Origin of the sequence: Bradyrhizobium betae (genome assembly GCF_004123905.1) — a bacterium.
Lineage (GTDB): Bacteria > Pseudomonadota > Alphaproteobacteria > Rhizobiales > Xanthobacteraceae > Bradyrhizobium > Bradyrhizobium betae_A.
On record NZ_MZXW01000008.1, the window covers coordinates 24,569 to 49,506 of the forward strand.

The 24,938-nt window shown below is 64.4% G+C and carries 22 protein-coding genes; 5 read left to right on the top strand and 17 right to left on the bottom strand.

What is annotated here, in order from left to right:
* Window positions 1-59: 59 nt before the first annotated feature.
* The 10 genes from B5V03_RS04800 to B5V03_RS04845 all read right to left on the bottom strand — a co-directional run bounded on the left by B5V03_RS04800 (window position 60) and on the right by B5V03_RS04845 (window position 9,864).
* A complete protein-coding gene (locus B5V03_RS04800; protein ID WP_129268131.1) occupies window positions 60-1,262 on the bottom strand; it encodes an ABC transporter substrate-binding protein in 1,203 nt (400 codons plus the stop codon).
* A 44-nt stretch (window positions 1,263-1,306) separates the two neighbouring features.
* Entirely contained in the window at window positions 1,307-3,241 is a 1,935-nt protein-coding gene (locus B5V03_RS04805; protein ID WP_129268132.1) for an autotransporter domain-containing protein, read from the bottom strand.
* Between the two features lie 323 nt (window positions 3,242-3,564).
* On the bottom strand, window positions 3,565-4,065 hold the full coding sequence (locus B5V03_RS04810) for a hypothetical protein (RefSeq protein ID WP_129268133.1): 501 nt from the start codon (window positions 4,063-4,065) through the stop codon (window positions 3,565-3,567).
* Between the two features lie 451 nt (window positions 4,066-4,516).
* Complete coding sequence (locus B5V03_RS04815) at window positions 4,517-4,747, bottom strand: hypothetical protein (RefSeq protein ID WP_129268134.1); 231 nt, start codon at window positions 4,745-4,747, stop codon at window positions 4,517-4,519.
* Window positions 4,748-4,762: 15 nt separating this feature from the next.
* Entirely contained in the window at window positions 4,763-5,731 is a 969-nt protein-coding gene (locus B5V03_RS04820; protein ID WP_129268135.1) for an arginase family protein, read from the bottom strand.
* Between the two features lie 4 nt (window positions 5,732-5,735).
* On the bottom strand, window positions 5,736-6,548 hold the full coding sequence (locus B5V03_RS04825; protein WP_129268136.1) for an amino acid ABC transporter ATP-binding protein: 813 nt from the start codon (window positions 6,546-6,548) through the stop codon (window positions 5,736-5,738).
* Window positions 6,548-7,267, bottom strand: coding sequence for an amino acid ABC transporter permease (locus tag B5V03_RS04830; RefSeq protein WP_129268137.1), 720 nt, complete (start codon window positions 7,265-7,267; stop codon window positions 6,548-6,550). The genes B5V03_RS04825 and B5V03_RS04830 overlap by 1 nt, the downstream gene beginning before the upstream one ends.
* A 4-nt stretch (window positions 7,268-7,271) precedes the next feature.
* Complete coding sequence (locus tag B5V03_RS04835; RefSeq protein ID WP_129268138.1) at window positions 7,272-7,931, bottom strand: amino acid ABC transporter permease; 660 nt, start codon at window positions 7,929-7,931, stop codon at window positions 7,272-7,274.
* A gap of 66 nt (window positions 7,932-7,997) precedes the next feature.
* Window positions 7,998-8,855 carry a transporter substrate-binding domain-containing protein gene (locus B5V03_RS04840; RefSeq protein ID WP_129268139.1) on the bottom strand — a complete coding sequence of 286 codons (858 nt, stop codon included), beginning with the start codon at window positions 8,853-8,855 and terminating at the stop codon, window positions 7,998-8,000.
* Between the two features lie 43 nt (window positions 8,856-8,898).
* The gene (locus tag B5V03_RS04845) at window positions 8,899-9,864 is read right to left on the bottom strand and encodes an agmatinase (RefSeq protein ID WP_129268140.1); all 966 of its coding nucleotides are present in this window, start codon (window positions 9,862-9,864) and stop codon (window positions 8,899-8,901) included.
* Between the two features lie 159 nt (window positions 9,865-10,023).
* Between B5V03_RS04845 and B5V03_RS04850 the strand changes: the two genes are divergently transcribed.
* Window positions 10,024-10,938 (top strand): LysR family transcriptional regulator, encoded by a 915-nt coding sequence (locus B5V03_RS04850; protein WP_129268141.1) that lies wholly within the window; start codon window positions 10,024-10,026, stop codon window positions 10,936-10,938.
* A gap of 267 nt (window positions 10,939-11,205) precedes the next feature.
* On the opposite strand, the gene B5V03_RS04855 is transcribed toward B5V03_RS04850, so the two are convergent.
* Genes B5V03_RS04855 through B5V03_RS04880 form a run of 6 tightly spaced genes read right to left on the bottom strand, consistent with a single transcriptional unit; the run spans window position 11,206 to window position 18,965 of the window.
* Window positions 11,206-13,095 carry an ABC transporter ATP-binding protein gene (locus tag B5V03_RS04855; RefSeq protein WP_129268142.1) on the bottom strand — a complete coding sequence of 630 codons (1,890 nt, stop codon included), beginning with the start codon at window positions 13,093-13,095 and terminating at the stop codon, window positions 11,206-11,208.
* Between the two features lie 9 nt (window positions 13,096-13,104).
* Window positions 13,105-14,031 (bottom strand): 2-hydroxyacid dehydrogenase, encoded by a 927-nt coding sequence (locus B5V03_RS04860; protein WP_129268143.1) that lies wholly within the window; start codon window positions 14,029-14,031, stop codon window positions 13,105-13,107.
* A 14-nt stretch (window positions 14,032-14,045) separates the two neighbouring features.
* Window positions 14,046-15,374, bottom strand: a complete 1,329-nt coding sequence (locus B5V03_RS04865; RefSeq protein WP_129268144.1) for an NAD(P)/FAD-dependent oxidoreductase — start codon at window positions 15,372-15,374, stop codon at window positions 14,046-14,048.
* 40 nt (window positions 15,375-15,414) lie between these two features.
* Entirely contained in the window at window positions 15,415-16,290 is an 876-nt protein-coding gene (locus B5V03_RS04870) for an ABC transporter permease (RefSeq protein WP_129268145.1), read from the bottom strand.
* Window positions 16,291-16,292: 2 nt separating this feature from the next.
* A complete protein-coding gene (locus B5V03_RS04875; protein WP_129268146.1) occupies window positions 16,293-17,243 on the bottom strand; it encodes an ABC transporter permease in 951 nt (316 codons plus the stop codon).
* A gap of 27 nt (window positions 17,244-17,270) precedes the next feature.
* Window positions 17,271-18,965 carry a peptide ABC transporter substrate-binding protein gene (locus B5V03_RS04880; RefSeq protein ID WP_129268147.1) on the bottom strand — a complete coding sequence of 565 codons (1,695 nt, stop codon included), beginning with the start codon at window positions 18,963-18,965 and terminating at the stop codon, window positions 17,271-17,273.
* A gap of 215 nt (window positions 18,966-19,180) precedes the next feature.
* Here B5V03_RS04880 and B5V03_RS04885 point away from each other — a divergent pair, with 215 nt between their 5' ends.
* From B5V03_RS04885 to B5V03_RS04900, 4 genes are all read left to right on the top strand, one after another.
* A complete protein-coding gene (locus tag B5V03_RS04885) occupies window positions 19,181-19,813 on the top strand; it encodes a cupin domain-containing protein (RefSeq protein ID WP_129268148.1) in 633 nt (210 codons plus the stop codon).
* A 131-nt stretch (window positions 19,814-19,944) separates the two neighbouring features.
* On the top strand, window positions 19,945-21,780 hold the full coding sequence (locus tag B5V03_RS04890) for an ATP-binding protein (protein WP_129268149.1): 1,836 nt from the start codon (window positions 19,945-19,947) through the stop codon (window positions 21,778-21,780).
* 77 nt (window positions 21,781-21,857) lie between these two features.
* Window positions 21,858-22,322 (top strand): cupin domain-containing protein, encoded by a 465-nt coding sequence (locus tag B5V03_RS04895; protein ID WP_129268150.1) that lies wholly within the window; start codon window positions 21,858-21,860, stop codon window positions 22,320-22,322.
* A gap of 40 nt (window positions 22,323-22,362) precedes the next feature.
* Window positions 22,363-23,433 (top strand): hypothetical protein, encoded by a 1,071-nt coding sequence (locus B5V03_RS04900; RefSeq protein WP_129268151.1) that lies wholly within the window; start codon window positions 22,363-22,365, stop codon window positions 23,431-23,433.
* A 155-nt stretch (window positions 23,434-23,588) separates the two neighbouring features.
* Here the strand turns inward: B5V03_RS04900 and B5V03_RS04905 are convergent, their stop codons facing one another.
* Complete coding sequence (locus tag B5V03_RS04905) at window positions 23,589-24,932, bottom strand: cytochrome-c peroxidase (protein ID WP_129268152.1); 1,344 nt, start codon at window positions 24,930-24,932, stop codon at window positions 23,589-23,591.
* Between the last annotated feature and the right edge of the window lie 6 nt (window positions 24,933-24,938).

The following is a 24,938-nucleotide window of genomic DNA, read 5'->3' on the forward strand; positions in this document are numbered from 1 at the left end:
GACGTCGTGCGCACAGTACCCTCTGCATTCATGGCAGCACCTCATTCCCAACTTCGGCCCTACCTCACGGCAAGGTAAGGACATCCGCTCTTCTCGGCCGGGACGAACAGGCCATCGCCCGGTAGCGTCGCGACCAGCTTGTACAGATCCGCCGGGCTCTTGGATTCCTGCGGGCTCTTCACCTCGAAAATGTGCATGTCGGAAACGACGCGGCCGTTGGGCTGGATATGCGCGTGCTGGATCAGGTTGCCCTCGATCGGCTGCTGCAGCATCTTGACCTGCACCTGCGCTGCATCGTCGGAGCCCACCGCGGCGACGGCCTTCAGGTAGTGTGTGGTCGCGAGATAGGCGAGCACGTGCCCCATGGTCGGCACTGCGTTGCCGTTGCGGGCCATGAAGCGCTTCGACCAGCCGCGGGTCTCGTCGTTCAGATCCCAGTAAAACGACGCCGCGAGCCGCAGGCCCTGCGCGGTCGAAAGCCCCAGCGCGGTGACGTTGTTCTCGAACACCAGCATGGTCGCGAGCTTGGCGCTGACGCCGAATTCCCTGGCCTGCTTGATCGCGAGCACGAGATCGGGCCCGGCATTGGCCAGCCCGATCACGTCGGCGCCGGAGCCCTGCGCCGCCAGCAGCTGGGACGCGAGATCGGTCACATTGAGGGGATGCAGCACCTGGCCGACGACCTGGCCGCCGGAAGCCTTCACGGTCTCGCCGGCGTCAGCCGCGAGATTCTTGCCGAACACGTAGTCGGCGACAATGAAGAACCATTTCTTGCCGCCGCCATCGACAATGCCCTTGGCAATGGTCCTGGAGAGCTCGCTGGTCGATGGCGCCCATTGCGTGCCGTAGGGCGAGCAGCCGTCGCCGCTGAAGTTGGAAGCATAGCCGCCGCTTATCAGCGTGGTCTTCTTCAGCGAGCGCGCAATCGCCTGTACCGCGAGCCCGACCGAACTCGCGCCGCCCGGAATGATCGCGCTGACGCCCTGCTGCTCGATGTACTGACGCGCCAGAGCCGCGCCGATGTCCGGCTTGCTTTGATGGTCGGCCGAGATGACTTCGATCGGACGTCCCAGCACCTTGCCGCCGAAATCCTCAACGGCCATCTTGGTCGCGAGCACCGTGCCGGGTCCGCCATTGCCCGAATAGACCCCGGACATGTCGTCGATCACGCCGATCCGGAACGGGGCGTCCTCCGCGAAAGCCGCCGCAGGAGCGCCCAGCAGCATTGCCAGCACCATCGCGCGAAGCAGTGACAAGGTCATGTTTCCCTCCCTGATGTATCGCTGATTGCTCGTTCTCATTGTCGCTAGAAAGCTACTTTGACCGCGCCTTGCAGGGCGAATTGCGGATTGCTGGTGCCGAACGTTCCGGCCGCGGTCAGCATGGCGTTGACATTGCCTGATAGCGCCGTGCTGAGGCCGCCCACCACCTTGCCGTAAGTGCGATCAGGATTGCCCGCCACGACAGTGTAGATCGGCAAGGCGAGCGCCACCGTCTCCGCCGCGAGCAGGGTCCGGGCGCCCCCAAGGAAATCGTGCTCGGCGGTCAGATTGACGAAGGAATTGACCGGACGCGTCCCGACCATGAAAGGCGCACGGACCTGCACGCCCGCGCTGCCGGTCAGGCCTTCTAGCTTTTGCCGCGCGACGAACTGGGTGATGATGGGATCGCCGGTCTCGGTGTACGGATTGACGTTGGAGTAGTCGTAGACGAGCCCGGCCAGCGGACCGATCCGGACGGCGCCGACATCGAACAGATAAGCGGACTTGGCGCCGACGGTGAAGGTGTCGCCGGTCGTGCTGCCGCGGATCGTATCGACGACGCCGGGACGATCGATGCGGTAGTTGTTGTAGCCGTAGGTCGCGACGATGTCCGTCAACAGATGCGAATAGGTGAAGGATGCGAAGCCGCCGATCTGATAGCTGTCGAGATTGAGGTGACCGGTGCCGCCATGCAGATTGGCGACAGGATTGGTGTAGTTGAGCGCGGCGCCGACGCGGATGTTGGGATCGACCTTATAGTCGGCGCCGAAGGTGCCACCCGCCAGCGTGTAGTCGAAACCGACGGCGTTGCCGTCGGCGCCGAAGCGGTCGCCGCGGCTGCCGCTGCCATAGGCTGCGTCCAGATAGACCGAGAACGGCAATTCGGGCGCAAGACGCGGCGGCGCCTTCGTGCTCATGCCAGGCCGGTCCATGGACGCAAAGGCTTGAGACGGTGACGCCATCCCTGTTACACGCGGATCGTTGGCGCGATAGGCATCCAGCCGCGAGAAGATCGAGTTGGAGAAATTCTGGGCGGTGAGTTGTGCAATGTCGCCCTGCGCGGCGACTCCGTCCTGCGCCGCAAGCAGATTGGCTTCGTAGCGCGCAATCACCGCATAGCCGGCATCGGTCGGATGCAGATCGAACATGAAGTGCTGGTTCTGCACGTCCTTCGACGCCGTCAAGCAGCTTCCGTCGAAAATGCAGGCCGTACCTGTCTTGAACCCAAGGCTGGTCGGATCAGTGTAGGCCTTGGTATAGATCGCGGCGAGATCGATGACGTGCAGGCGCACGCCCGGAGCGGCAAGCGGCGCGAGTGTGGCCGCGAGATTGCTGTTCGCCAGGCCGAAGAACGTCGTGGCCCCCGGGATGTTCGGAAATGCATACGGCGCACCAAGCGGATAGAAGCCGCCGATCACATAGAAATTGTAGGCGGACGACGAGAACATGTTCTCGACGACGAAATTGTGTCCACCTGCTTTGATCAGTTGCGCGATGTTGCTGTACTGCTGGGACAAGGTTGCTGCGGACAGCGTTTGCGGCGTGTAGGGAACTCCGTTCGAATCGAGGATTCCCAGCAACGGTGCTGCCGAGTTGTTGGGCATGCCGCCGACGACGATCAGGTCGTTTGGCTGGAAGCTTCGGCCGGACCCGGTGAACTCGACGATCTGTTGCGCCACGGTCGGCCCGCCGTTGAATGCCGGAAAGACGCCGTTGCCCACGCCGTTATAGGCGTAGTCGTTGGTCTTGATGAAGCTGTAGTTCGTGAGCTGCGACAGCCATTGCAGCGTGCCCCGTCCGTTGCCGCAGGCGCCGTAGGGCGCAGATTGCGGAAACGCGATCGGGCAATTGCGCGACACGTCGAGCAGACTGTCGCCGAATCCGTAGATCGTTCCGAGCTGCTGCGCCTGCGCGCAGGCAAAAGGCATTCCCGCGGCCAGCAGCAATGCTGCGGCCGGTACCGCTGACTTCAGTCTCACGGCGATCCCCCGTTTTGCGTTGTCGTCCCCGAGTGGCGTCTTGATCGCGCCTTACAAAACGAAGCCTAGCAGAAATCTTCTATTATAAAAGAGAAATCTTCTATAGGAGAATTGGCAGATCGTTTGGAAGAGACGACATGGAGGGTCCACTCAGCGGCATTCGCGTGCGCGAGCTCGGCACGCTGATCGCAGCACCTTTGGAGCACGGCTGTTCGCCGAATTGGGCGCTCCAGACCTGAAACCGATTCCAGCACTGCGGCTTGCGCTCACGTCACGACGCCAGGCAGACGTCGTTCCGTGAGCACCGCTCCTTCATTCCTTGCCTATGGCGCTTCGTAGTTGCGAGCCATCGTGCCCGCCGCAACTTGAAGCGAAGAACCAGCCACCCAACAGCCGGCAACAAAGGCTATCAGGCCACTGGGCAGGTTCTGATCAAGGACAAGGATGATGACGGACAGGGTCGCAGCAATCGCGGCGCCGAAAGTTCCGGCCGCACTCATGATCTCAGCCGGCTCGGAACCGTCCCATTCTTCCGAGGCGCTCGAAATCGACTTCCGTGCGACACTGCCAGACAGATCAACTCCGACATAATAGCTAAGAGCTCCGTAGAGCGTCGTTATCAGCACGATCCAGCCGCTTTCAAACAGTCCATCTTTCTGACGCAACAGGGTCGCGCCCACATAGAGGCCGCAAGAGGCCCCAACGGCTGCGAGCCCAATTCTTTCAAGGAGATGGGCCGACCTGATCAGACTGGAACGAGCGATTCGAAGATTGCCGGCGTGCCGTGTGAGCGAAAATGCGGAAACTGCATTGCTTATCTTCATTGGGGGCTCCTTCTCGGATAAGTAGCGGCCCACCGGCCACCCCCGAATAGAGGCAGCTTCGTGGACGGGTCTTGCGATTCCCTTGATTCCAATTTCTGAAAGATCTGTGCTGAGTGATGGGGCTGGCTTGCTCGTGAGCAATGACGAGAGCCAATCCAAAGCTGCGAGCACGCGGCTACGCAGGCATTGCATCTCACCCGTGTCTGTCAGTTAGGTCCGGGTGCGGCAATTTCTTGCGAGGACTGATAGCTCGAAAAGAAAGTGATGGAATATGAGGCGGTTCACATTCCGTGGCTCCCTGTCGCTCCATCCGGTCACAATTTCCGGAGCAGGAGCAGCAAGCCGTCCCGCATTTCGCCGGCATCAGAATCTATCCACGCGTGCTTGTTTCGTGCACGTCAACTCATGAGGTTCGGCCGCGTCACCGGAAGACGCTCCGCGACTTCGCACTTCACGCCGACCGCTCCTCGCCCCAGATCTGCACGACGTGGTCCGGCGAGACTTCGCGATACTCCCGGACCGGCGGCTGGTAATCCAGCGCGCGCACCGGGCTTCTGATCTCGTCGTTGGCGACCTCGCGCTTCGTGCCGCGGCGCCTGCAAAGTCTATCCCGGCTTCGTGCAGCTTCTCCGGCAAGCGCTGGAACAACGAGATCTATCCGCTGCTGCGGGATTTCGTGCACGTCAATTCGTGAGGCTCAAGCGGCGCGGCGGGCGCTGCGACGTGCTGCCCAGCGCGGCTGGGCGCAGATGTGGCCGAGGAATTCGATGACGGTCAGCGCGCCGAGATAGGCGGTGACGCCGGTACCGACATCGAGCGGCGGATTGACCTCGACGAAGTCGAAGCCCGCGATGTCGTGTCTCTCGGCGATCGCCTTCAGGCTGTCGCGCAACTCGACATAGCTCATCCCGTTCGGCTCGGCCGAGACGCAGCCCGGGACCAGCGACATGTCCATGGCGTCCACGTCGATGCTGACATAGACGCGGGAATTGGCGGGCAGCAGAGCAGCAATCCCCTCCGGACCGATCCGCCGGAATTCGCCCATCGGGATGATCCGGTTGCCGCCGGCGATGACGTCCTCGACCTGCTCCGGCGAATGACGCAGGCTGCGGATGCCGACCTGGGTCAGGCTGAGCGTGTTGTCCATGCCGGCGATATGGCGGAAGGCATGGCTGTTGGTGATGGTCAGATCGTTCTCGAACGGCGCATAGTCGGTGTGCGCGTCGAAATGGATGACGTGCAGCTTCTCGTCGAAAGCGCGAAACACCGGATAGGTGATCGAGTGATCGCCGCCGAGCACCACGGGAAGCGCACCACGATCGAGAATGCCGCGCACCATGGCGGTGATGTTTTCGAAGGTGCGGGGCGCGTTGGCGGGATGAATATCGACGTCGCCGACGTCGGCGATCAGGCCCTGTGACATTTCCTCGACCAGATATTCGCGCCGGGTCTCCGGATCGTAATAGCCCTGGCCGCTGCCGTAGAAGCGCAGCGAGTGCTCGCGCAGCGCGCGCGGCGCAAGGCGGCTGCCCGGCATGAACGGCGAGCCCTCGTCGAAGGGCACGCCGAGCACGGCGATGGCGGCGTCCAGCATGGACAAATCCTCGCAGATCCGCGAGCGCAGGAAAGAGGGGATCCCGACATAGGGACGGTTGACGCGCGGCATGGCTCTACTCCGTGGGGTTGGCTGTTGTCCTGGTGATGCGATGGTCCGTACGCACCAGATCGAGAAAGCTTTGCAGGCGCGGCTCCTTCGGCGCGGTCATGATGTCGCGCGCCGGCCCTTCCTCGAGGATGCGACCATGATCCATGAACGCGATGCGGTCGGCGAGGCTCGCCGCGAAGCCGATCTCGTGCGTGACGACCAGCATGGTCATGCCGATGCTCGCGAGCGAACGCAGCACGGCGAGCACCTCGCCGACCAGCTCCGGATCGAGCGCCGAGGTCGGCTCGTCGAACAACATCAGGGCCGGATCCATCGCCAGCGCGCGGGCGATGGCGACCCGCTGCTTCTGTCCTCCGGAGAGCGCGTGCGGATGGCGGTCCATCCGGTCGACAAGCCCAAGCCGCGTCAGCAACTCTACGCCGCGCCGCGTCGCCTCGGCCCGCGACCGGCCGAGCACCACGGTCTGCGCCCGCACCACGTTTTCGAGCGCGGTCATGTGCGGCCAGAGATGGAATTGCTGAAAGACGATGCCGATCCGCGGACGCAGGGCGTCGATCTGCCGGCGGCTGTGGCGGCGCACGACGCCGCCCGGCATCAATTCGCGGCCCAATGGCTTGCCCGCCACTTCGATGAAGCCGTCGTCGGGCTGATCGAGCCAGGTCAGGCAGCGCAGCAGGGTGCTCTTGCCGCACCCGCTCGGACCGATCAGCGCGACGATCTGACCCGCGTGCACGTCGAGATAGACCTGGTCGAGCGCGGTGACGCCGTGAAAGCGCTTGGTCAAGTTGGAGACGCGGAGGACGGGCGTCGCGCTCATCACGCCTTCCTCGCGACGAGCGAGAGATAGCGGTCCGCGATCCGGTTGCGGCTGGTCGCCTCGGCCTGAACCGCGCCGACACTGCGTTCAAGCCGCCTGGACGCTTCCGCGATGACGACCGCGATCAGCCAGTAGATCGAAGCGACGGCCGCGAACACCTCAAAGGTGGCGAAGGTGTTTCCCTGCACCACGAGGCTCTGATAGGTGAGCTCCGGCACCGTGATGGAGGACAGGACGGCCGACTCCTTCATCATGGTCAGCGTCATGTTGGTGGACGGCGGTACCAGCGTGCGCAGGATCTGCGGCGCCACCACGTGCCGCATCGCGCTCATCGGCGACATGCCGATGGCGCGCGCACTTTCGAACTGGCCGCGCGGCAATGCGAGAATCGCAGCGCGCACGATCTCGGCGTAATAGGCGCTGGCGAACAGCGCCAGGGCTACGGTCCCGACCAGGACCGCCGGCAGCCGGATGCCCGAAAACGGCAATCCGTAGTAGACGACGAAGAGAATGATGATGAAGGGAATGTTGCGCAGGGTTTCGACATAGAGACCGGTCACGAGTCGCGGCAGCCAGCCCGGCACGAGCGCGATCAAGGCAACCGCAATCCCCGCGACATAGCCCATCACGAACGCCGCAGCCGAAACCTGCAGGGTCAACCACGCGCCTTGCAACAGCAGCGGCCAGTAGTCGACCAGGACGGCGGGATCGAAATGCATCGCTTCAGACCCGCGCCGCAGCGAAGCGGGCCTCAGCCACCCTGCCGGACAGGCTAATGACGAGATTGATGACGAGAAAGACGAGCGCCGAGCCGATCATGGTCTCGAACGGCCGATAGCTGGCGCTGGCCATCTGCTGCGCGGTACGCAGCACGTCGACGACGGTGATGACCGACAGAAGCGCCGTGCCTTTCACCACGATCGTCGCCTCGTTGATCAGCACCGGCACGATGCGCCGGAACAGTTGGGGCAGCACCACCTTGAGCCAGATGGCATGCGGCGGGAGCCCGAGCACTGTCGAAGCCTCGATCTGGCCGGCCTCGATGGTGGCGAGACCACCGCGCATGCTCTCGCTGACGAAGACCATGCTGTTGAAGGCGATGGCCGAGATACCAGCCACTTCCGGCGAGAGGTCGAGGCCAACCGCCGGAAGCACGTAATAGGCGATGAAGATCTGGATCAGGAGCGGCGTGCCGCGCACGAAGCTGATGATGACAGCGATGAGCGCATTGACCGACGCGATCTTCTGCGCGCGGACGATGGTCAACGCGGTGCCGAGCAAGAGGGCGAGCAGCATGATGATGATCGCCAAACGGATGTTCACGGCCGCCGCACCGATCAGACGAGGCAGGATCGACAGCAGATAGTCGAGCTTGAAGCCCATGACACGGGCCTTTCATGTCGGAAGGTGCCTGGTCTTGCCATTACCCCTGGTCGCCACGTCGAACGGCTACATGGCTCCGGGCGGCAGATAGTCTTGATCCGGGATCGTCATCTCGAAGCCGAACCATTTCTTCTGGAGTGTCGCGAGGCGTCCATCGTCGCGCATCTTGCGGATCACCGCGGAGATGGCATCACGCAAATCCTTGTCGTCAGGCCGCGTTACCCAGGCGAGATAGGGGTGTCCGCTGTCCTGGGGTATCGGCGCCATCAGTTCGAAGACATCGGACTTGTCCTTGACCAGCGCAGCAAGGCTCGGCAGTGGCTGGAGCACGGCGTCGGCCTCACCATTCGCGAGCGCGACGTAGCTCTCGGGGTAAGCGGTGAAGAGCTTCAGCTCCTTGAAGCCCGTTCCACCGGCGGCCTTCAGCTTGGCATCGAGCGCACGGGCGACCGGTTCGGTCGACGAGGCCAGCTGGGTTGCGACCACCTTGCCGTTGAGGTCTTCCAGCTTGGTGAGCTTGTCGCCCTTGCGCTTCATGGCATAGGGCAAACCGTCGGCAATCGGCATCGTATAGGCGTAGCGCTTGGCGCGCTCCGCGTTGATGCCGACCGTGGTGGCGACAAAATCGAACTTGCCGGCCAGCACGCCCGGCAGGATGCCCTGCCAGGGCAGATCGAGCTGGTTCAGCTTCTTGACGCCGAACTCCTTGACCACTTCGGCCAGGATGTCGGAGCCGTAGCCGATGATCTTGCCGTCCTTGACGAATTCGAAGGGAGGAAAGGCCGCCTCGGTGCCGACCGTCAGTTCGCCGGTCCGCTTGATCTTGTCCAGCGTCGTCTCCGCGAAGGCAGGCTGGCTCGCGACCAGCGCGAGGCAGGCGCTGCCGGCCAGGATGCCGAACAATTTGCGATTGGTCTTCCGCATGGCTGATCCCTCTATTTTCATGTTCGCAAAGATTGCCGTCGCCTCAGGCGGGCGGCGCGTCGAAATAATTCGCCCTCACCGCAGCGCCGATCAGATTCACGATCAGGCGTCCGGCCGTGATGCAGGTGATCATGTTGACGTCGATGGCCGGCGTGATCTCCACGATGTCCATGCCGACCACCCGTCCCTTGCGCACGAGACCGTGGATGAGCTTGCGGACCTGATGGAAGGTGAGGCCCCCCGGCGCCGGGCCCTCGACAGCAGGCATGACGGTCGGATCGAGGCCGTCGGCGTCGATCGTGATGTAATACTGACCGCCCTCCGGAATTCGATCGAGCACGGAATCCATGCCCTTGTCGTGCACCTCGAAGGCCGGAATGATGTTGGAGCCGTAGGCCGCCGCCGCCTCGACTTCTTCGGGCCGCGCGCTCCCCGACGAGCGGATGCCGATCTGAAATATCTCGCCGATGTGGGGCATCTCGGAGGCCCGCCGGATCGGACTCGAGAGGCCATCGCGAACGCCGTTCACCTCGTCGCGCCAGTCGATATGGGCATCGACCTGGATCAGCGTGATCGGACCATGGCCCTTGAAGGCGCGCAGGATCGGGATCGGGATGCCATGGTCGCCACCGATGGTGATGGGCATGGCACCGGCGGCAAGGATCTTGCTTACCGCTTGCTCGGCGCGGACGGAGTGGCTGCGGAGATCGGTCATGTCGGCAGGCACGTTGCCGACATCGACCACTTTCAAGGCACGTCCGCCGTAGATCGGACCACCGACGTCGAAATCGTAGCGCTCCAGGCCGCGACAGATGCGATCGGTGACCGAACGGACGGCATCGGGTGCCTTCGATTGATCGTTTGTGATCGCGGCGGCATCGTATGCGCTGCCGTAGGGAATGCCGAGGATGGCAATGTGCGCGTCGAGAGCGTCGAGATCGGTGCAAATTGGCGACCAGAGCAGGCTCTGGTGCTTGAGCGAAGGCGGCACCGTCAGGGGCAGAACCATAGGTCCTCCAGGTCACAGCAGGTTGGTCTTGCCGAACAAATCGGCATCTGGCCGCCAAGCGGCCGGTCTGCGCATCGCTCGGACGTTCAGCGACGGTAACGCGCAGCCGACAGCGTCCGGAATGATTTTTCCCGAAACCATGCTTGTAGGAACCGCAACATGAAGCACGTCCCGCCGGCACCCGTTCCGCAGCTCACCGAGAGTGATCTCAGGCTGATGCGCATCTTTCGCGCGGTCGCCGAGGCCGGCGGACTAACTGCGGCGGAAGCCCAGCTCGGGATGGAGCGATCGACCATCAGCCGGCATCTGCTCGCGCTGGAAACGCGCCTCGGCAGCAGGCTCTGCTTTCGCGGCCCTTCCGGCTTCGAGTTGACTGATTTCGGCCACAAGGCCCTGCTCGCCAGCATCGCGGCCTGCGACGCGCTCGAAATGGTGCATCACGAGCTCAATCTGGCCAGGAACATCCTGTCGGGCGAACTGAAGGTTGGTATCGCCGACAACTGCCTGTCCAACCCGCATTGCCGGCTGGCGGACACGCTGGCCCGGTTTCGCGCCGCTGCTCCCAATGTCACCCTGAACGTGGCGATCGGCCTGCCAAACACACTCGTCGAGGACGTGCTGGAGCGACGACTGCATCTCGCGATCAGCGGGCAGCCCGCCGTCAACAGCAAGCTCGAATACGTCTCACTCTTCACCGAGGAGTTCCGACTTTACACGGCGGCCGCAACGCCGCTTGCGCTCGATGCCCTGCGCGATGGCGGTGTGGTTCTGGTGACGCGGACAAACGATCGACGCACGCAAAACCTCGCCCGGCGGCTTCACATGAAGCAACACGCTGTCGCTTTCGGGCTGGAGGCGGTCGCGACGATGCTGGTCGGCGGCGGGTTTGTCGGCTTCCTGCCGATGCATTATGTCGAGATGCTGCGACCGATCCATCAATTGGAGGAAGTCTCGGGCGCCGAGGCATTTCGCTACACGACCCAGTTCTCTCTGATCTCGGCGATCAATCGACCGCTGCCGCCGAGCGGCCGGCTGCTGACGAGATTGCTGACCGATCCGCAGAGCGCGAGCTAGAGCCTGACGAAATGAGGTTTGATCGAGGCGACGACGGAGGTGTGCTCCCTCTCCCGCTTGCGGGAGAGGGTTGGGGAGAGGGTGTCTCCTCCAGGGAGACTCCCCCAGAGGAGAGAACCCTCACCCGGCGCGCGGGACGATGCTTCGCATCGCCCTGGACGCGATAGCCGAGGCTATGCCTCGGCGTCTCTTAAAAGGAACGGCCGCCGAAGGCGGCCTATGCTCTCCCGCAAGCGGGAGAGGTGCACCGACCTCGCGGTGATCGATTCAACCTAAAGCCACTCCGCTTTCCGCCGACCACTCCTCGCCCCAGACCTGGACGACGTGGCCCGGCGACACTTCACGATATTGCCGCACCGGCGGCTGGTAGTCCGGCGCGCGGACCGGGCTTCTGATCTCGTCGTTCGAGGTCTCGCGTTTCACGCCGCGGCGTGATGGATCCGGCACCGGCACGGCGGCCATCAGCTTCTTCGTATAGGGATGCTGCGGATTGCCGAACACGGAAGCGCGCGGGCCGGTCTCGACGATCTCGCCGAGATACATCACCGCGACGCGGTGGCTCATGCGCTCGACCACCGCGATGTCGTGGGAAATGAAGAGATAGGCGAGGCCCATACTGGCCTGAAGGTCGAGCATGAGATTGACGACCTGCGCCTTGACCGAGACGTCGAGCGCCGAGACCGCCTCATCCGCGACGATCAGTTTCGGTCCGAGCGCGAGCGCGCGAGCGATGCAGATGCGCTGGCGCTGGCCGCCGGAGAATTCGTGCGGGAAGCGCGCGGCCATGTCGGCGGTGAGACCAACGCGGACGAGCAGGTCGGCGACCTCATCGCGCGCCTGCGACGCCGTGGCGAGGCCGTTGGCGAGCAAGGGGGCTGCGATCGCCGTTCCCACCGACATGCGCGGATTGAGGCTCGCAAACGGATCCTGAAACACGATCTGCATGTGCTTGCGGAAATCGCGCAAGGTGCGGGCGTTCATGGCCAGCACATCCTGGCCATCGATCAGGACGGTGCCGCTGTCCGGCTCCGTCAGCTTGAGGATGGACCGGCCCGTGGTCGACTTGCCGCAGCCGGATTCGCCGACCAGCGCCAGCGTCTCGCCGGCGCGCAAGGTGAAGGAGATGTTCTCGACGGCGTGGACGCGGCCCGAGACTTTGCCGAACAGGCCGGAGCGGATCGGAAAGCGCGTGGTGAGATTGGCAACTTCGAGCAGCGGACGCTCGGCGGGCGAGACCGTATCCGGCGTCTCGGTCGGCTCGTCCGAGGTGCCAGTCACCTTGTCGACAATGGGAAACCGCATCGGCCTTGGGCGACCGTCCATCGAGCCGAGACGTGGCACGGCTGCGAGCAGCGAGCGGGTATAGGGATGCGAGGGTGAAGCAAAGATGCGCGACGTCGCATCCGTCTCCACTGCCTGCCCGCCATACATCACCACGGTACGGTCCGCGATCTCGGCGACCACGCCCATGTCGTGAGTGATGAAGAGGATCGACATCCCCTCTTCCTGCTGAAGCTCCTTCAGCAGCTCCAGGATCTGGGCCTGGATGGTGACGTCGAGCGCGGTGGTCGGCTCATCCGCGATCAGCAGCTTCGGCTTGCAGGCCAGCGCCATCGCGATCATGACGCGCTGGCGCATGCCGCCGGAGAAGCGATGCGGATGCTCGTGGAAACGCGACTTCGCCGCGGGAATGCGGACACGATCGAGCAGGCGGATCGTTTCGGCTTCGGCTGCCGCGCGCGACAGACCGCGGTGCTGGATCAGCGCTTCCGCAATCTGGAAGCCGATGGTGAGCACCGGATTGAGGCTCGTCATCGGCTCCTGGAAGATCATCGCGACATCGTTGCCACGGATATCCGTCATGCTGGCTTCGGGCAGCGCCAGCAGATCGCGGCCGGCGAGCGTGACGCGCCCCTCGATGCGGCCACTCTCCTTCGGAACGAGCCGCATGATCGAGAGCGCGGTGACACTTTTGCCGGATCCGGACTCGCCGACGATCGCCACGGTTTCGCGTGACGCGATATCGAACGAGACGTTGCGAACGACGGGAAGCCATTGCCGCTCGCGCAAGAAGGACGTGGTGAGTCCCGCGACCGACAGCACCGGCGCCTGCGTCTCGGCGAAGACCTGGTCGGATGCGTTTGCGCCGATGCTCATGCGAGGACCTTAATAACCGCGATCACGGTCGACACGCCCCGGCAAGGGCTCGCCGCGGCGGTGGCGCGCGATGGTGTCGAGCACGTAGTCAACCGCGGTCTCCGGCTTCGTCGTGCTGGCGATGTGCGGCGTCAGGAGAATGCGCGGATGGCTCCAGAACGGATGGCCCGCAGGCACCGGCTCGGGCTCGGCGACGTCAAGCACGGCCGACGAGAGCACACCGCTGTCGAGCGCCGCAATCAGGTCGGCCTCGACCAGATGCCCGCCCCGCCCGACATTGAGCAGCCGCGCACCGCGCGGCAGACGCGCGAACAGCTTCGCATCGAGGATGCCGCGCGTCTCCGATGTCAGGGGCAACAGGCAGACAAGAATGTCGGTCTGCCCGAGGAAATCCGGCAAGGCGTCCGCACCCGCATGGCAGGTGACGCCCGCGATGCTGCGCGGCGAACGATTCCAGCCGAGCAGCGGAAAGCCGAATGATTTGAGTCGCTCGAGCAGGGCCTGCCCGAGCAGACCGAGCCCCATCACCCCGACACGCCGCTCCGCGGTGTACGTGGCGGGGAGCTCGCGCCAGACCTGCGCGCGCTGCTGGCCGATGAACTGCACGAGATCGCGATGCAGCGCGAGCACGGACATGCAGGCATATTCGACCATGCGGTCGGTGATGCCCGGCTCCAGCATGCGGATCAGCGGCACATGCGGCGGCAGCTTGGTGATGTCGAACTGATCGACGCCGGCGCCGACCGAGAACACCAGCTCGAGATTGGGAAAGGTCGTTGCGATGTCGTCCGGCGGCTGCCAGGCCACCAGATAGCGCACCGCGTGGGGATCTCCGATATCGGGCCAGAGCCGGAACGGAAGATCCGGCGCACGCTCGGCGAACAGGCGCGCCCATTCGGCGCCGCGGACCAGATTGGCCTTGTAGAGGAATGTCATCTCGGCCACCGCGGTTAGAACGGGCTGACCGGCGCGAGCCTGCGGCCGTCGATCATGCGCTTGTGGCTGTAGGCGGCGGGATCGACCAGCGGCGTCGCCCCAGTCACGAGGTCGGCCGCAAGCTTTCCGGCGGCGGGGCCGATGCCGAAACCGTGGCCGGAGAAACCGGTGGCGAGGAAGAAGCCCGGCAAGGCGTCGACCGGCGAGATCACCGGGATCGTGTCCGGCGTGCAGTCGATCGTGCCGCCCCAGGCCTCCGCGACCTCGATGTCCTTCAATTCAGGGTTCGACTTGATCAGCGCGGCCAGCGCCGCACTGACCAGCGACATGTCGGGCGCGGGATCGCGCACGCGCTCGGCCTCGAACGGCGACGGCTTGTCGAAACTCCAGCTGGTGCCGCGCGTGAGCTGATCGAAGAACGACTTGCCGAACGACATCTTCAGACCGTTGCGGCGATGCAGATAGGTCGGCCAGAAGGTCCGCGCGTAGCGGAACAGGTCGGGTGACAGCTCGACCGTGCCGCGGTTGCGCAGCGCCAGCGTGAAGCCGCCGTCGAGCCGGCGACGGATGCAGTAGAAATCAGTACCGAGCGCGCCCGAGGTGATCTCCGGCCCCGGCGTGGTCCGGCACGCCGTGGCGTTGACGAGACCGATCGGCAGCTCGATGCCGTGGCGGCGGCAGAACAGCGACGACCACGCGCCGCCCGACAGCAGCACGGCTTGCGTGCGAATGGTGCCCTTCTCGGTGACGACGGCGCTGACCTTTCCGCCCTGCGTCTCCAGCCCGCGCGCGGCGCAGCCCTGATGGATGGTGACGCCGTGTTTTCGCGCGGCGGTGGCGAGCGCGGGCACGGCCATCGAGGGCTCGGCGCGTCCGTCGCTCGGCGTGTGCAGGCCGCCGACCCATTTGTCGGCATTGCCGGGCAGGCGCTCGGCGACTTCTGCCGGCGTCAGCACGGTCGAGTGGACCTGCATTTCGCGCGCGACCGCTGCCCAGCGCTCCCAGCTCGCGAGCTCGTCCTTGCTCTTGGTCAGAAACAAGACGCCGGTGCGGCGGAAGCCGGCATCGACGCCGGCATCGTTCTGCATGTCTTCCCACAGCCGCAGCGCTTCACGGGCGAGCGGAATCTCTTCACGCGCGCGGCCCTGCTGGCGGCACCAGCCCCAATTGCGGCTCGACTGCTCGCCGCCGACATGGCCCTTCTCGACCAAGGCGACGGAAAGACCCTTCTTGGCGAGGTGATAGGCCGCGGAGACGCCGATCACGCCGCCGCCGATGACGACGACGTCCACCTGCGCCGGCAGGCGTTCGTCGCTGTTTATACGGGTGAGCGGCGGGGACATGGGACACTCCTGGTAATCAGTCCGATCGAGATCTTGCTCGTCATGGGATGTTCATTCGCGGATCGAGCGCGTCGCGCAGGCCGTCGCCGAGAAAGTTGAAGCTCGTCACCGCCAGCGTAATCGCAACGCCCGGCGCGATCGCGAGCCACGGCGCGCTGGTCAGATAGATCTGCGCGTTGTTGAGCATGTTACCCAGGCTCGCCGCCGGCGGCTGGATGCCGTAGCCGAGATAGCTGAGATAGGATTCCAGCAGGATCGCCTTGGCGACGTTCAGCGTCGCCGCCACCACGATCGGCGCAACCGCATTGGGCACGAGCTCGCGGAACATGATCCGCAGGTTCGACGAGCCGAAGGCGAGTGCCGCGACCGCAAACTCGCGTTCACGCAGCGAACGCACCTGGGCCTCGACGACGCGGGCCACCCACATCCAGGCGGTCGCCGCGATCAGCACGGTGGTGGTGACCAGACCGGGCTCGGTGAGCGCCGCCAGCGTGAGCAGCAGAAAGATCGTCGGAAAGCACAGCACGGCGTCGACAAGTCGCATCAGGACAGCCCCGACCACGCCGCCATAGAAGCCGGCAAAGGCGCCGACGACGATGCCGACCACCGTCGCGATCACCATCGCGACGATGCCGATCGAGAGCGAGACACGCCCGCCCATCATCAGGCGCGCCAGCACGTCGCGGCCGAGTTCGTCGGTGCCGAGGATATGCGCGCCCGACAGCGGCGGCGCGAACCGCTTCATGATGTCGATATAGGTGTCATCGAACGGCAGCAGAAAGGGACCGAACACCGAACCGAGGACGAGAACGAGGATGATCACGGCGCCTGCGAGCGCGAGGCGATGCCGGCGGAAACGCCGCCACGCAGCCTGGCCGGGCGCGAGCTGAGCATTGGAGAGAGCCGCAGTCGCCATCCCTAGCCCACCCGGATACGCGGATCGACGACGGCATAGAAGATGTCGGCAAGCAGCGAGCCGATCAGCACCATGGTCGCCGAGAACATCAAAATGCCCATCACCACGGGATAGTCGCGGTAGCCGATGGAATCGAGGAACAGCCGGCCCATGCCGGGCCAGGTGAACACGGTCTCGGCGACCAGCGCGCCGCCGAGCAGCGTCGGCAACTGGAGGCCGGCGACCGTGATCATCGGCAGCAGCGCGTTGCGCAGCGCGTGCACGGTGAGAATGCGCCATTCCGGCATGCCCTTGGCGCGCGCGGTGCGGATGTAGTCCTGATTGATGACTTCGAGCATGGAGGAGCGCATGAAGCGGCCCCACATCGCGGTCTCGACCAGCGCCAACACCAGCGACGGCGCAATCAAATGATGCAGGAGGTCGAGGAAGGAACCGTCGCCGATCGTCTGCCGGTTGCCGGCAGGCAGCCAGCCGAGCTTCACGGAGAACACGTAGATGGTGACGAGGCCGAACCAGAAGGTCGGGATCGACAGCGCGATCATGGCGCCGACGGTCGCCAGCGAATCGAACAGCGAATAGCGGCGCAGCGCACCGAGCACGCCGATCCAGCCGCCGAGCAGCACCGCGATGATGGTCGCCGTCGCCATCAGTTCCAGGGTGGCGCCGAGATGCGAGGAGATCACCGACAGCACCGCATCGCCGTCGCGATAGGATTTGCCCCAGTCGCCTTTCAGCATGCGGCCGAACCAGTCGAGATACTGGATCGGCAGCGGGCGATCGAGCCCGAGCTGTTTGGTGACGCGCTCGAGATCCTCCTGCGTCATTTGCCCGGAGACGGCAAACTGCGAGAGCGGCCCGCCCGGCGCCATGTGCAGGATGGCGAAGCCGATCGCCGAGACGATCACAAGCAGCATGACCGCCTGTGCAAGGCGATTGGCGACGTAACGGGCCATCTCAGCCGATCCAGCGCGCCTGAGGCATCAGGCCCAGTACCATTCGCGGATGTTCCAGCAATTGATGGAGGCATTGATGTTGGGCCGGAAACCTTGCAGTCCTTCCTTCACGCCTTCGGCGATGAAGCCCTGGAACAGCGGCAGGATCGCGAGATCGTTGCGGATCAGCTTTTGCAGATCGCCATAGGTCGTCTTGCGTTGCGCGAGATCGAACTGCCTGGCGCCTTCGGCAAGCAGCCGGTCGGCTTCCGCGCTCTGGTATTGATAGGTGTTGTAGCCGCGGCCGCCCTTGGCGGGAATGGCGCCGGAGCCGAAGCGCGGCGTCACATCGGGGTCGCTGCCCAGCATGAAGTTCACCCCCACGATCACCGAGTTGAACTTCGACTGCTGCCAGAAGTCGCCCCAGATCACCGCGGCCGGCATGTTATTGACGCGCATCGCCGCGCCGATCGCGCGCCAGTCCTGGATCAGCAATTGCTGGGTCTGCTCGCGCACCGCACTGCCCGAGGTCGTCGAGTTGGTGAATTCGAGCTTGACGCCGCCCTTCTCGCGCACGCCGCCGGAGCCGCGCACCCAGCCGGCCCCATCGAGCAGCGCGTTGGCCTTGGAAGGATCGTATTTGTGCTGCGGCAGGCTCTTCTGGAACGACCACGCCTGCTGCGGCACGAAGCTTTCGGTCTGCGTCGGCAGGCCGTAATAGAGCGCGTCGATGATCGCCTGCTTGTTGATGGCGAGGTAGAGCGCCTGGCGCACCGCCCGGTCGGCGAAGGGGCCGAAGTCCAGATTGGGCGCGATGTGCTCGACCGATGACGTCGACGACACGAATATCCTGCGGCCCTTCAGCGTCTTCGCCTCCTGCACGAAGTTCGGCAAAATGCCCTGCAGGCCGGTGTAGTCGACCTGGCCGGTGCGGAACTGGGTGTAGAGCACCGTGAGGTCGGGGATGTATTTGAAGACCACGCGTTCGACGTACGGCCCCTTGCCGTGATAGCCGGTGTGGGCATTGAGCAGGATGTGGTCGCCGGGCACGCGCTCGCCCCAGCGGAACGGTCCGGTGCCAACAGGCGCGTTGTGGAACGGCGAGGCGTTCGGATCGGACACCTTCTCCAGGATATGTTTTGGCACGATGAAGGTCAGCGAGCCCAGGATCGACATGTAGGGCGAATAGGGCGCTTCCATGCGCCAGTGGATCTCGTCCGCCGCGACGACCTTGATGTCCTTGACGAGGCTGTGGCCGACGCGGCTGCGCGCGCGGAAATTGGAATCGTTGATCAGATCGAGCGAGAACTTGACGTCGTCCGCCGTGAACGGCGTGCCGTCGTGCCACTTCACGTCGCTGCGCAGCTTGATCTTCCAGGTCAGGCCGTCGGCCGACAGGCCGCCATTCTCGATGGTCGGGACTTCGCGCGCGAGGTCGGGAACGAAATTGCCCTCGGGATCGATGTACCAGAGCAGCGAGAACACCTGCCACCAGATGCCCTGATCGACCTCGATGCCGGGCATCAGCGGATGAAACACCGTCGGCTCCTGCGACAGCGCTGCGATCACCTGCCCGCGCGGCTTGTCCGGCGGATTGGAGGGTCGTTCCGTCTGCGCGAACGCGTCGCCTGCAAGGCTCCATCCCGCCGCGGCGCCCGCGCCGAGCTGGAAGAATTGTCGGCGAGTAGGAATGCCGAGGTGATGCAGTCCGCCAGTGCCGAACTTGCCGGTGCTGTCTGCCATGACCAGTCTCCGTTCCCGCACGCGGCACCTCTCCCGCGCCCCGAGACCCCGGCAAAGGGACAGGAGTGGGCTTTAGTGCTTCTATATTTTTCGATCAAAAGTTCATCATGACTAAATACAGCTGTCAATCACATTGCTAGGATGCGCGACGTTTTCACTCTGAGTGGGCCTCGAACCGATGTGGTCCGGGCTGAGACGATGCATGGGAGAGCGACATGGATGGTCGCGGCGATACCAACGGCACCAAGGACGCCCCGCAGATCGGGACCGACGATGCAGTCGACCAGCGCCTCGGCGAGACCGTGCGGCTGCTGCGGCAGCGCGCCGGCCTCTCGATCCAGGACGTCGCCACGAAGACCGGTCTCTCCAACGGCATGATCAGCCAGCTCGAGCGCGCCCGCGCGATGCCGTCGATCCGCACCCTGCGCCTGCTCAGCATCGCGCTCGACGTTCCCATTTCCTATTTCTTCGAGACCACCGATTCCGCCGACCTGCAGCGCTACATCGTGCGCAAGAACTCCAGGCGCCTGCTGCGCCTGACCGCCAGCGGCGTCGTCAAGGAGGCGCTGACGCCGGACGGCAAAGGTCAGCTCGAGCTCTACGAGCTCACGCTCAATCCAGGCGCCTCCTCGGGCACCGATTTCCTGCAGCACACCGGCGAGAAGGCCGGCTACATCCTGTCCGGCAGCTTGCGGCTATGGCTCGACAACCAGGCCCATGTGCTGGAAGCCGGCGATAGCTTCCGCTTCCCGAGCATCGTGCCGCACATGTTCGACAACCCGACCCAGCAGGTGGCGCGTGCGATCTGGGTGACGACGCTGCGCCAGACCGATTCGCCGGCAGGTTGAGGCCGCCCGCCCGTCCGCTCCGGAAATTGCCCCTCGACGGAGGGGCGCGGAATCGGTAGCTCACATGATTGCCTGACTCCTCGACAGAGCGGCCGGGGCCAATCCGCGGCCGAATTGTTTGGTATGAGCGCATGAAACCCAGGGGGCTTCTGACACTCGCGATGGCCGCGCAGGTCGTCGTGACCGCGGCGGCCCTCCTCGCCTCCTATGCCGTCACCCGAGCCGGGTTCGGCATGGCCCAGATCGTCGCGCTGCTTGCGAGCGGCGCTGTCGCGGTGCTGCTCGCACGGTTCTGCACGCGCGAGATTGAGACGGCACAAGACAAGCGCGCCGCCGCGCAACTCGCCGAGCAGGCGCAGGCCAGCGCACAGATCACGCAAGCCGTCATCAAGACCGCGCTCGATGCCTTCGTTCAGACCGACGAAAGGGGTATCGTCCTCGAGTGGAGCGTTCAGGCGGAGGCGCTGACCGGATGGACGCGTAAGGAAGCGCTGGGCGTCGACGTCGTCGACCTTCTGATCGCCCAGCCGCTCCGCGACGGCTTCAGGCAACGCATGATGCGACTGCTGCCGGAACTGACCGATACGCCGATCGGCATCCGCTTCGAAGCGTCCCTGTTGCACCGGAACGGCGAGGCGATCCTGATCGAGGCGTCGAGCACGGCGCTCCACCTCGGAGGCCGCACCATCATCAACAATTTCGTCAAGGACGTCACCCAGAAGCGTGCCGCCGAGGAGCAGCTGATCCAGGCCCAGAAGATGGAGGCGATCGGGCAGCTCACCGGCGGCATCGCGCACGAATTCAACAACATGCTCACCGTGATCACGGGCACGATCGAGATCCTCGCCGACGCGGTGAAGGACAACCCGCCGCTCGCGACCATCACCAAGCTGATCAGCGAGGCGGCCGATCGCGGCGCCGCGCTGACGTCGAGCCTGTTGTCCTTTGCCCGCAAGCAGGCGCTGCAGCCGGCCGAGATCGACGTCAACGAATTGCTCGAAGAGCTAGCAAAGCTGCTGCTGGCGACCTTCGACAAGAAGATCGAGATCGTGACCAGGCTCGACGGCAACGCCTGGCTCGCCTTCGCCGACCGTGGCCAATTGAGCTCGGCGCTGCTCAACCTCGCGATCAACGCCCGCGATGCGATGCTGGACGGCGGCAGGCTGACACTGTCGACGCGCAACGTCGTATTCGGCGTGCGCGAGGCGGTCGCGGTCGGCGCCGGCTATGCCGGCGACTATGTCGAGATCGAGATCGCCGACAGTGGCACCGGCATTCCGCAGACCATCCTCGAGCGCATCTTCGATCCCTTCTTCTCGACCAAGGACGTCGGCAAGGGCACCGGGCTCGGGCTCAGCATGGTGTTCGGTTTCGTCAAGCAGTCCGGCGGCGGCATCAAGGTCTCTTCCGTCGAAGGCCGCGGCACGACATTCACGATCTATTTGCCGAAGGCCGAGACCAGCACGCTTCGCCCGACCGGTTATGACCAGCGTAAGGTCGTCGGCGGAACGGAAACCATCCTCTGCGTCGAGGACGACCGCGACGTCCGCCAATACGTCACGGTGCAGCTCGAAAGCCTCGGCTACAAGGTCATCCCCGCCGCCAACGCGACCGAGGCGCTCGCCATCGCGGCCGCGGGCACGCCGTTCGATCTGCTCTTCACCGATATCGTGATGGCCGGAGCCTTGAATGGGCGGGAGCTCGCCGACGAGATGGTGGCCGCGCGTCCCTCGCTGCGGGTGCTGTTCACGTCGGGCTATGCCCACGACGCCCCGCATGGGCCGGGACACGCCACCATGGGCGCGCCGCTTCTGACTAAGCCCTACCGCAAAGCCGAGCTCGCGCGCATGCTGCGCCGCTCTCTCGACACCGCCGTCGATGCCGCGGGCGATCCGATCCCGACGCCCTACTCGGTGCAGGCCGACGTCGAAGGCTTTTTGCGCAAATCCGAGCGCGACGGCCGTTAGTGCAAGTCTGACCGATGGACAGCACGTGCGGGGTTGGGCAAAACTCCGGCGCAACCGGAATTCATTGGAGGCGAGCCATGACGTCACTCGAAAAGACTGCACTGGAAAAGGGCATTACCGCTGCTGGCACCGGCTATGGCGGCAAGAGCTGGAATATCCTCGGCCAAGTCTATTTCCCCAAGGCTGTCACTGATTCCACCTTCGCATTCGAGACCAACAGCGATCCCGGCCAGTTCGTGCCGGTGCACATCCATCCGACCCAGGACGAGTTCATCCTGGTGCAGGAGGGCACACTCGACCTCAAGCTCGACGGCCAATGGGTCAAGGCCCATGCCGGCGACCTCGTGCGCCTGCCGCGCGGCATCCCGCACGGCTATTTCAACAAATCCGACAAGCCGGCCCGCGCGCTGTTCTGGGTCTCGCCGATGCAGAAGCTGGAGGCGTTGTTCAACCAGCTCCACAATCTGACCGACCCCGCCGAGGTCGTGCGCATCTCGGCCCTGCACGAGGTCGACTTCCTGCCGCCGGAAGCCAACGACTAGGCTACGATCCCCCGATCGACGAATCGTTGGGGAACCGGCCATGCGTGGACATCATATCATCGCGACCATTGCGGGACTTGGGCTGATCCTTACGACATTCGCCGTGAGCCAGGCGCAACCGCTCACGGCGAAGCAATCGGATGCGCAAGCCGCCTACGATCGCGCGCTCGGCGATTTCAAATCAATCCTGGCCGAACGGCGCCGCCAGATCGAGACGAAGCAGCCGTTGCCGAACCTGCCGGGCCAGGCGCTCTATCTCGCGCGCGTCGCCATGATCAGCGCCTACAAGGATCTCACCGACGCCGTGCCGTCGCGTATCGGCAAGCCGAACAAGTTCGGGATTCCGCCGACCTATTTCGATGCCGCGATCGAGCCGCTGGTCGACGAATATGCAGACATCTTCGAGATCATGGAGGCACCGCCCGCGAACGCGCAGAATTCGGCGACGCCGTTCAAGGACGTGGTCGATCTCGGCACTGCGATTGCGCGCGCCAAGGGGCTTGCGCCTGCTGACGCCGACGCCGCGGGCCGCATCAGCCTGGGGCTGTTCTATGCCGAGACGAACGGCAAGCAGAACGTCCGCAATGCGCGCTCGAACACCTATATGGGCAGCTTCCAGACCGGCCCGTCCGAGGACCGCAACGGCCAGCGCAAATGGGAGGCGATCAAGGGCACGATCGCGGCCACCGATCCCGCATTGAACGCCCGCGACGACAAGGAAGAGGCGCGGTCCCGCGGCACCGATCGCCGCTTCAATCACTGGACCAATGTGCGCGATGGCCTCATGAACGCGCATGCGGAGCTGTTTGCCGAGATCCCGGCGATCGCGAAGACGCTGCCCGATCCGATCGAGCAGATGAAGCTGTTCGAACTGATCCAGATCATCCCAACACCGACGCGCTCAGCACTCAAGTCGGGCGATCTCCTGAACTACAGGGTGTCCAATCCCACCATCATGAAGCACCTGCGCAACAACAGCATCTTCGCCTTCGGCAAGGTCGACCGGGCGCGAAGCTCGGCCAGCTTTCGCGAAATTTTGGGCGCGATGTGGCTGTTCAAGCGCAAGTTCGATAAGGCAATGACCAAATACGCCGAGATCAAGCCGCGCTGAGGGACCTGTCGGCGCGGAGCACGTGGCACCGGCTCGCCCAACTTGCTCCGCCGTCATTGCGAGGAGCCCTTGCGACGAAGCATTCCAGGACCGCGGAACGATTCTGGATTGCTTCGCTTCGCTCGCAATGACGGAGGAGGGGGCGCCGTCTCGCCTTAGTTCTCCGGCTTGTAGCCGTCCGTCAGCGTCTTCAGGAAGGCGATGATGTCGGCTTCGTCCTGCTCCGTCATCGCCGGCTTGTCACCGGGGTGACGATCGAACGGCGGATCGATGACGTCGACATTGGCGTGATATTTTTGCGGCAGGTCGTCGTACTTCCGCACGGTGCCGTCGGCGGCGCGCGGAAACACCCTTTCCGGATTGGTGTCGCGGAAATTGTAGAAATCCATCACCTGTTCGAGCGTACTGAAGACGCCGTTGTGGAAGAAGGCGTGGCGCGTGGCGGTGTTGCGCAGCGTCGGCGTCAGGAACATGCCGCAATATTGCGTCTGCTCGGAGATGTCGGTGCGATGCGGACCGCAGACGCCGAGGTCGAAATAACCGGCGTCGCGATTACCCGCTAGCGCAGCATTGCGCGGCGCGCCGAGCGCCTCGTATTGATGATCGGTGAACAGCGGCGGCAGGCCGTCGCGGGTCGGTGCCGAGGTGTGGCATCCCGCGCAATTGGCCTTGTCAGAATCGTTGAACGCTTGCAAGCCGCGCAGCTCGCTCCCGGTGAGCCGCGCCTTGCCCTCAAGCCAGTAATCGTACTTGCTGGTATAGGGATGGAAGCTGACTTCCTCGACCTGATAGCGCGCCACCGCGAACATCGCCTCCGCGATCAGCAGCCGCTGATTCCTCAGCACACCGGCGCCGAACAGTTCGACGAAGCGGTTGACATAAGGCGCGCGGCGCAGCTTGTCCGCGACGATCTCGGCGCTGCCGCCGTCCATCTCGTTGGGATCGAGTAGCGGAAACAGCGCCTGATCCTGCAACGTGTCGGCGCGGCCGTCCCAGAACAGGCCGCCCTGCGGCACGATGTTCGCCGATGCGCCGGTGCCGCCCGCGGTCTTGGTCGTGCGCGCCGCCTGCTGGCCGAGCGCGGCCATCTGCGCGAGATCGATGACGTTGTCGTCGTCGCCCTTGTCAGGGCCGATGCTGAAATTAGGGTGGCGGTCGAGATAGGTCAGCGACGGCACCGCGCGCGCGCCTTGGCGCGACAGGTTGGCGCCGCCAAGCATGACCGGCCCGTCATTGGGCGGACCGTAAGCATGATCCGGGCTGTGGCAGGACCCACATGAGAGCGTGCCTGACGACGACAACGAGGCGTCGTAGAAAATCTCCTTGCCGAGCTGCGCCATCGCGGACAATTGCGCGACCGGCGGTCGCATGAGACGAACCGGGTTGGGGTTCAAACCCGTCTGGTTCGTCTCCGCAAATCCTTGCGTCCCGGCAGCAAAGACGGCGCCGGCCAGACAAAGCAGGCCGGCGCCGAAGAGCCACGTGGTGCGGCTGTTCATATGACT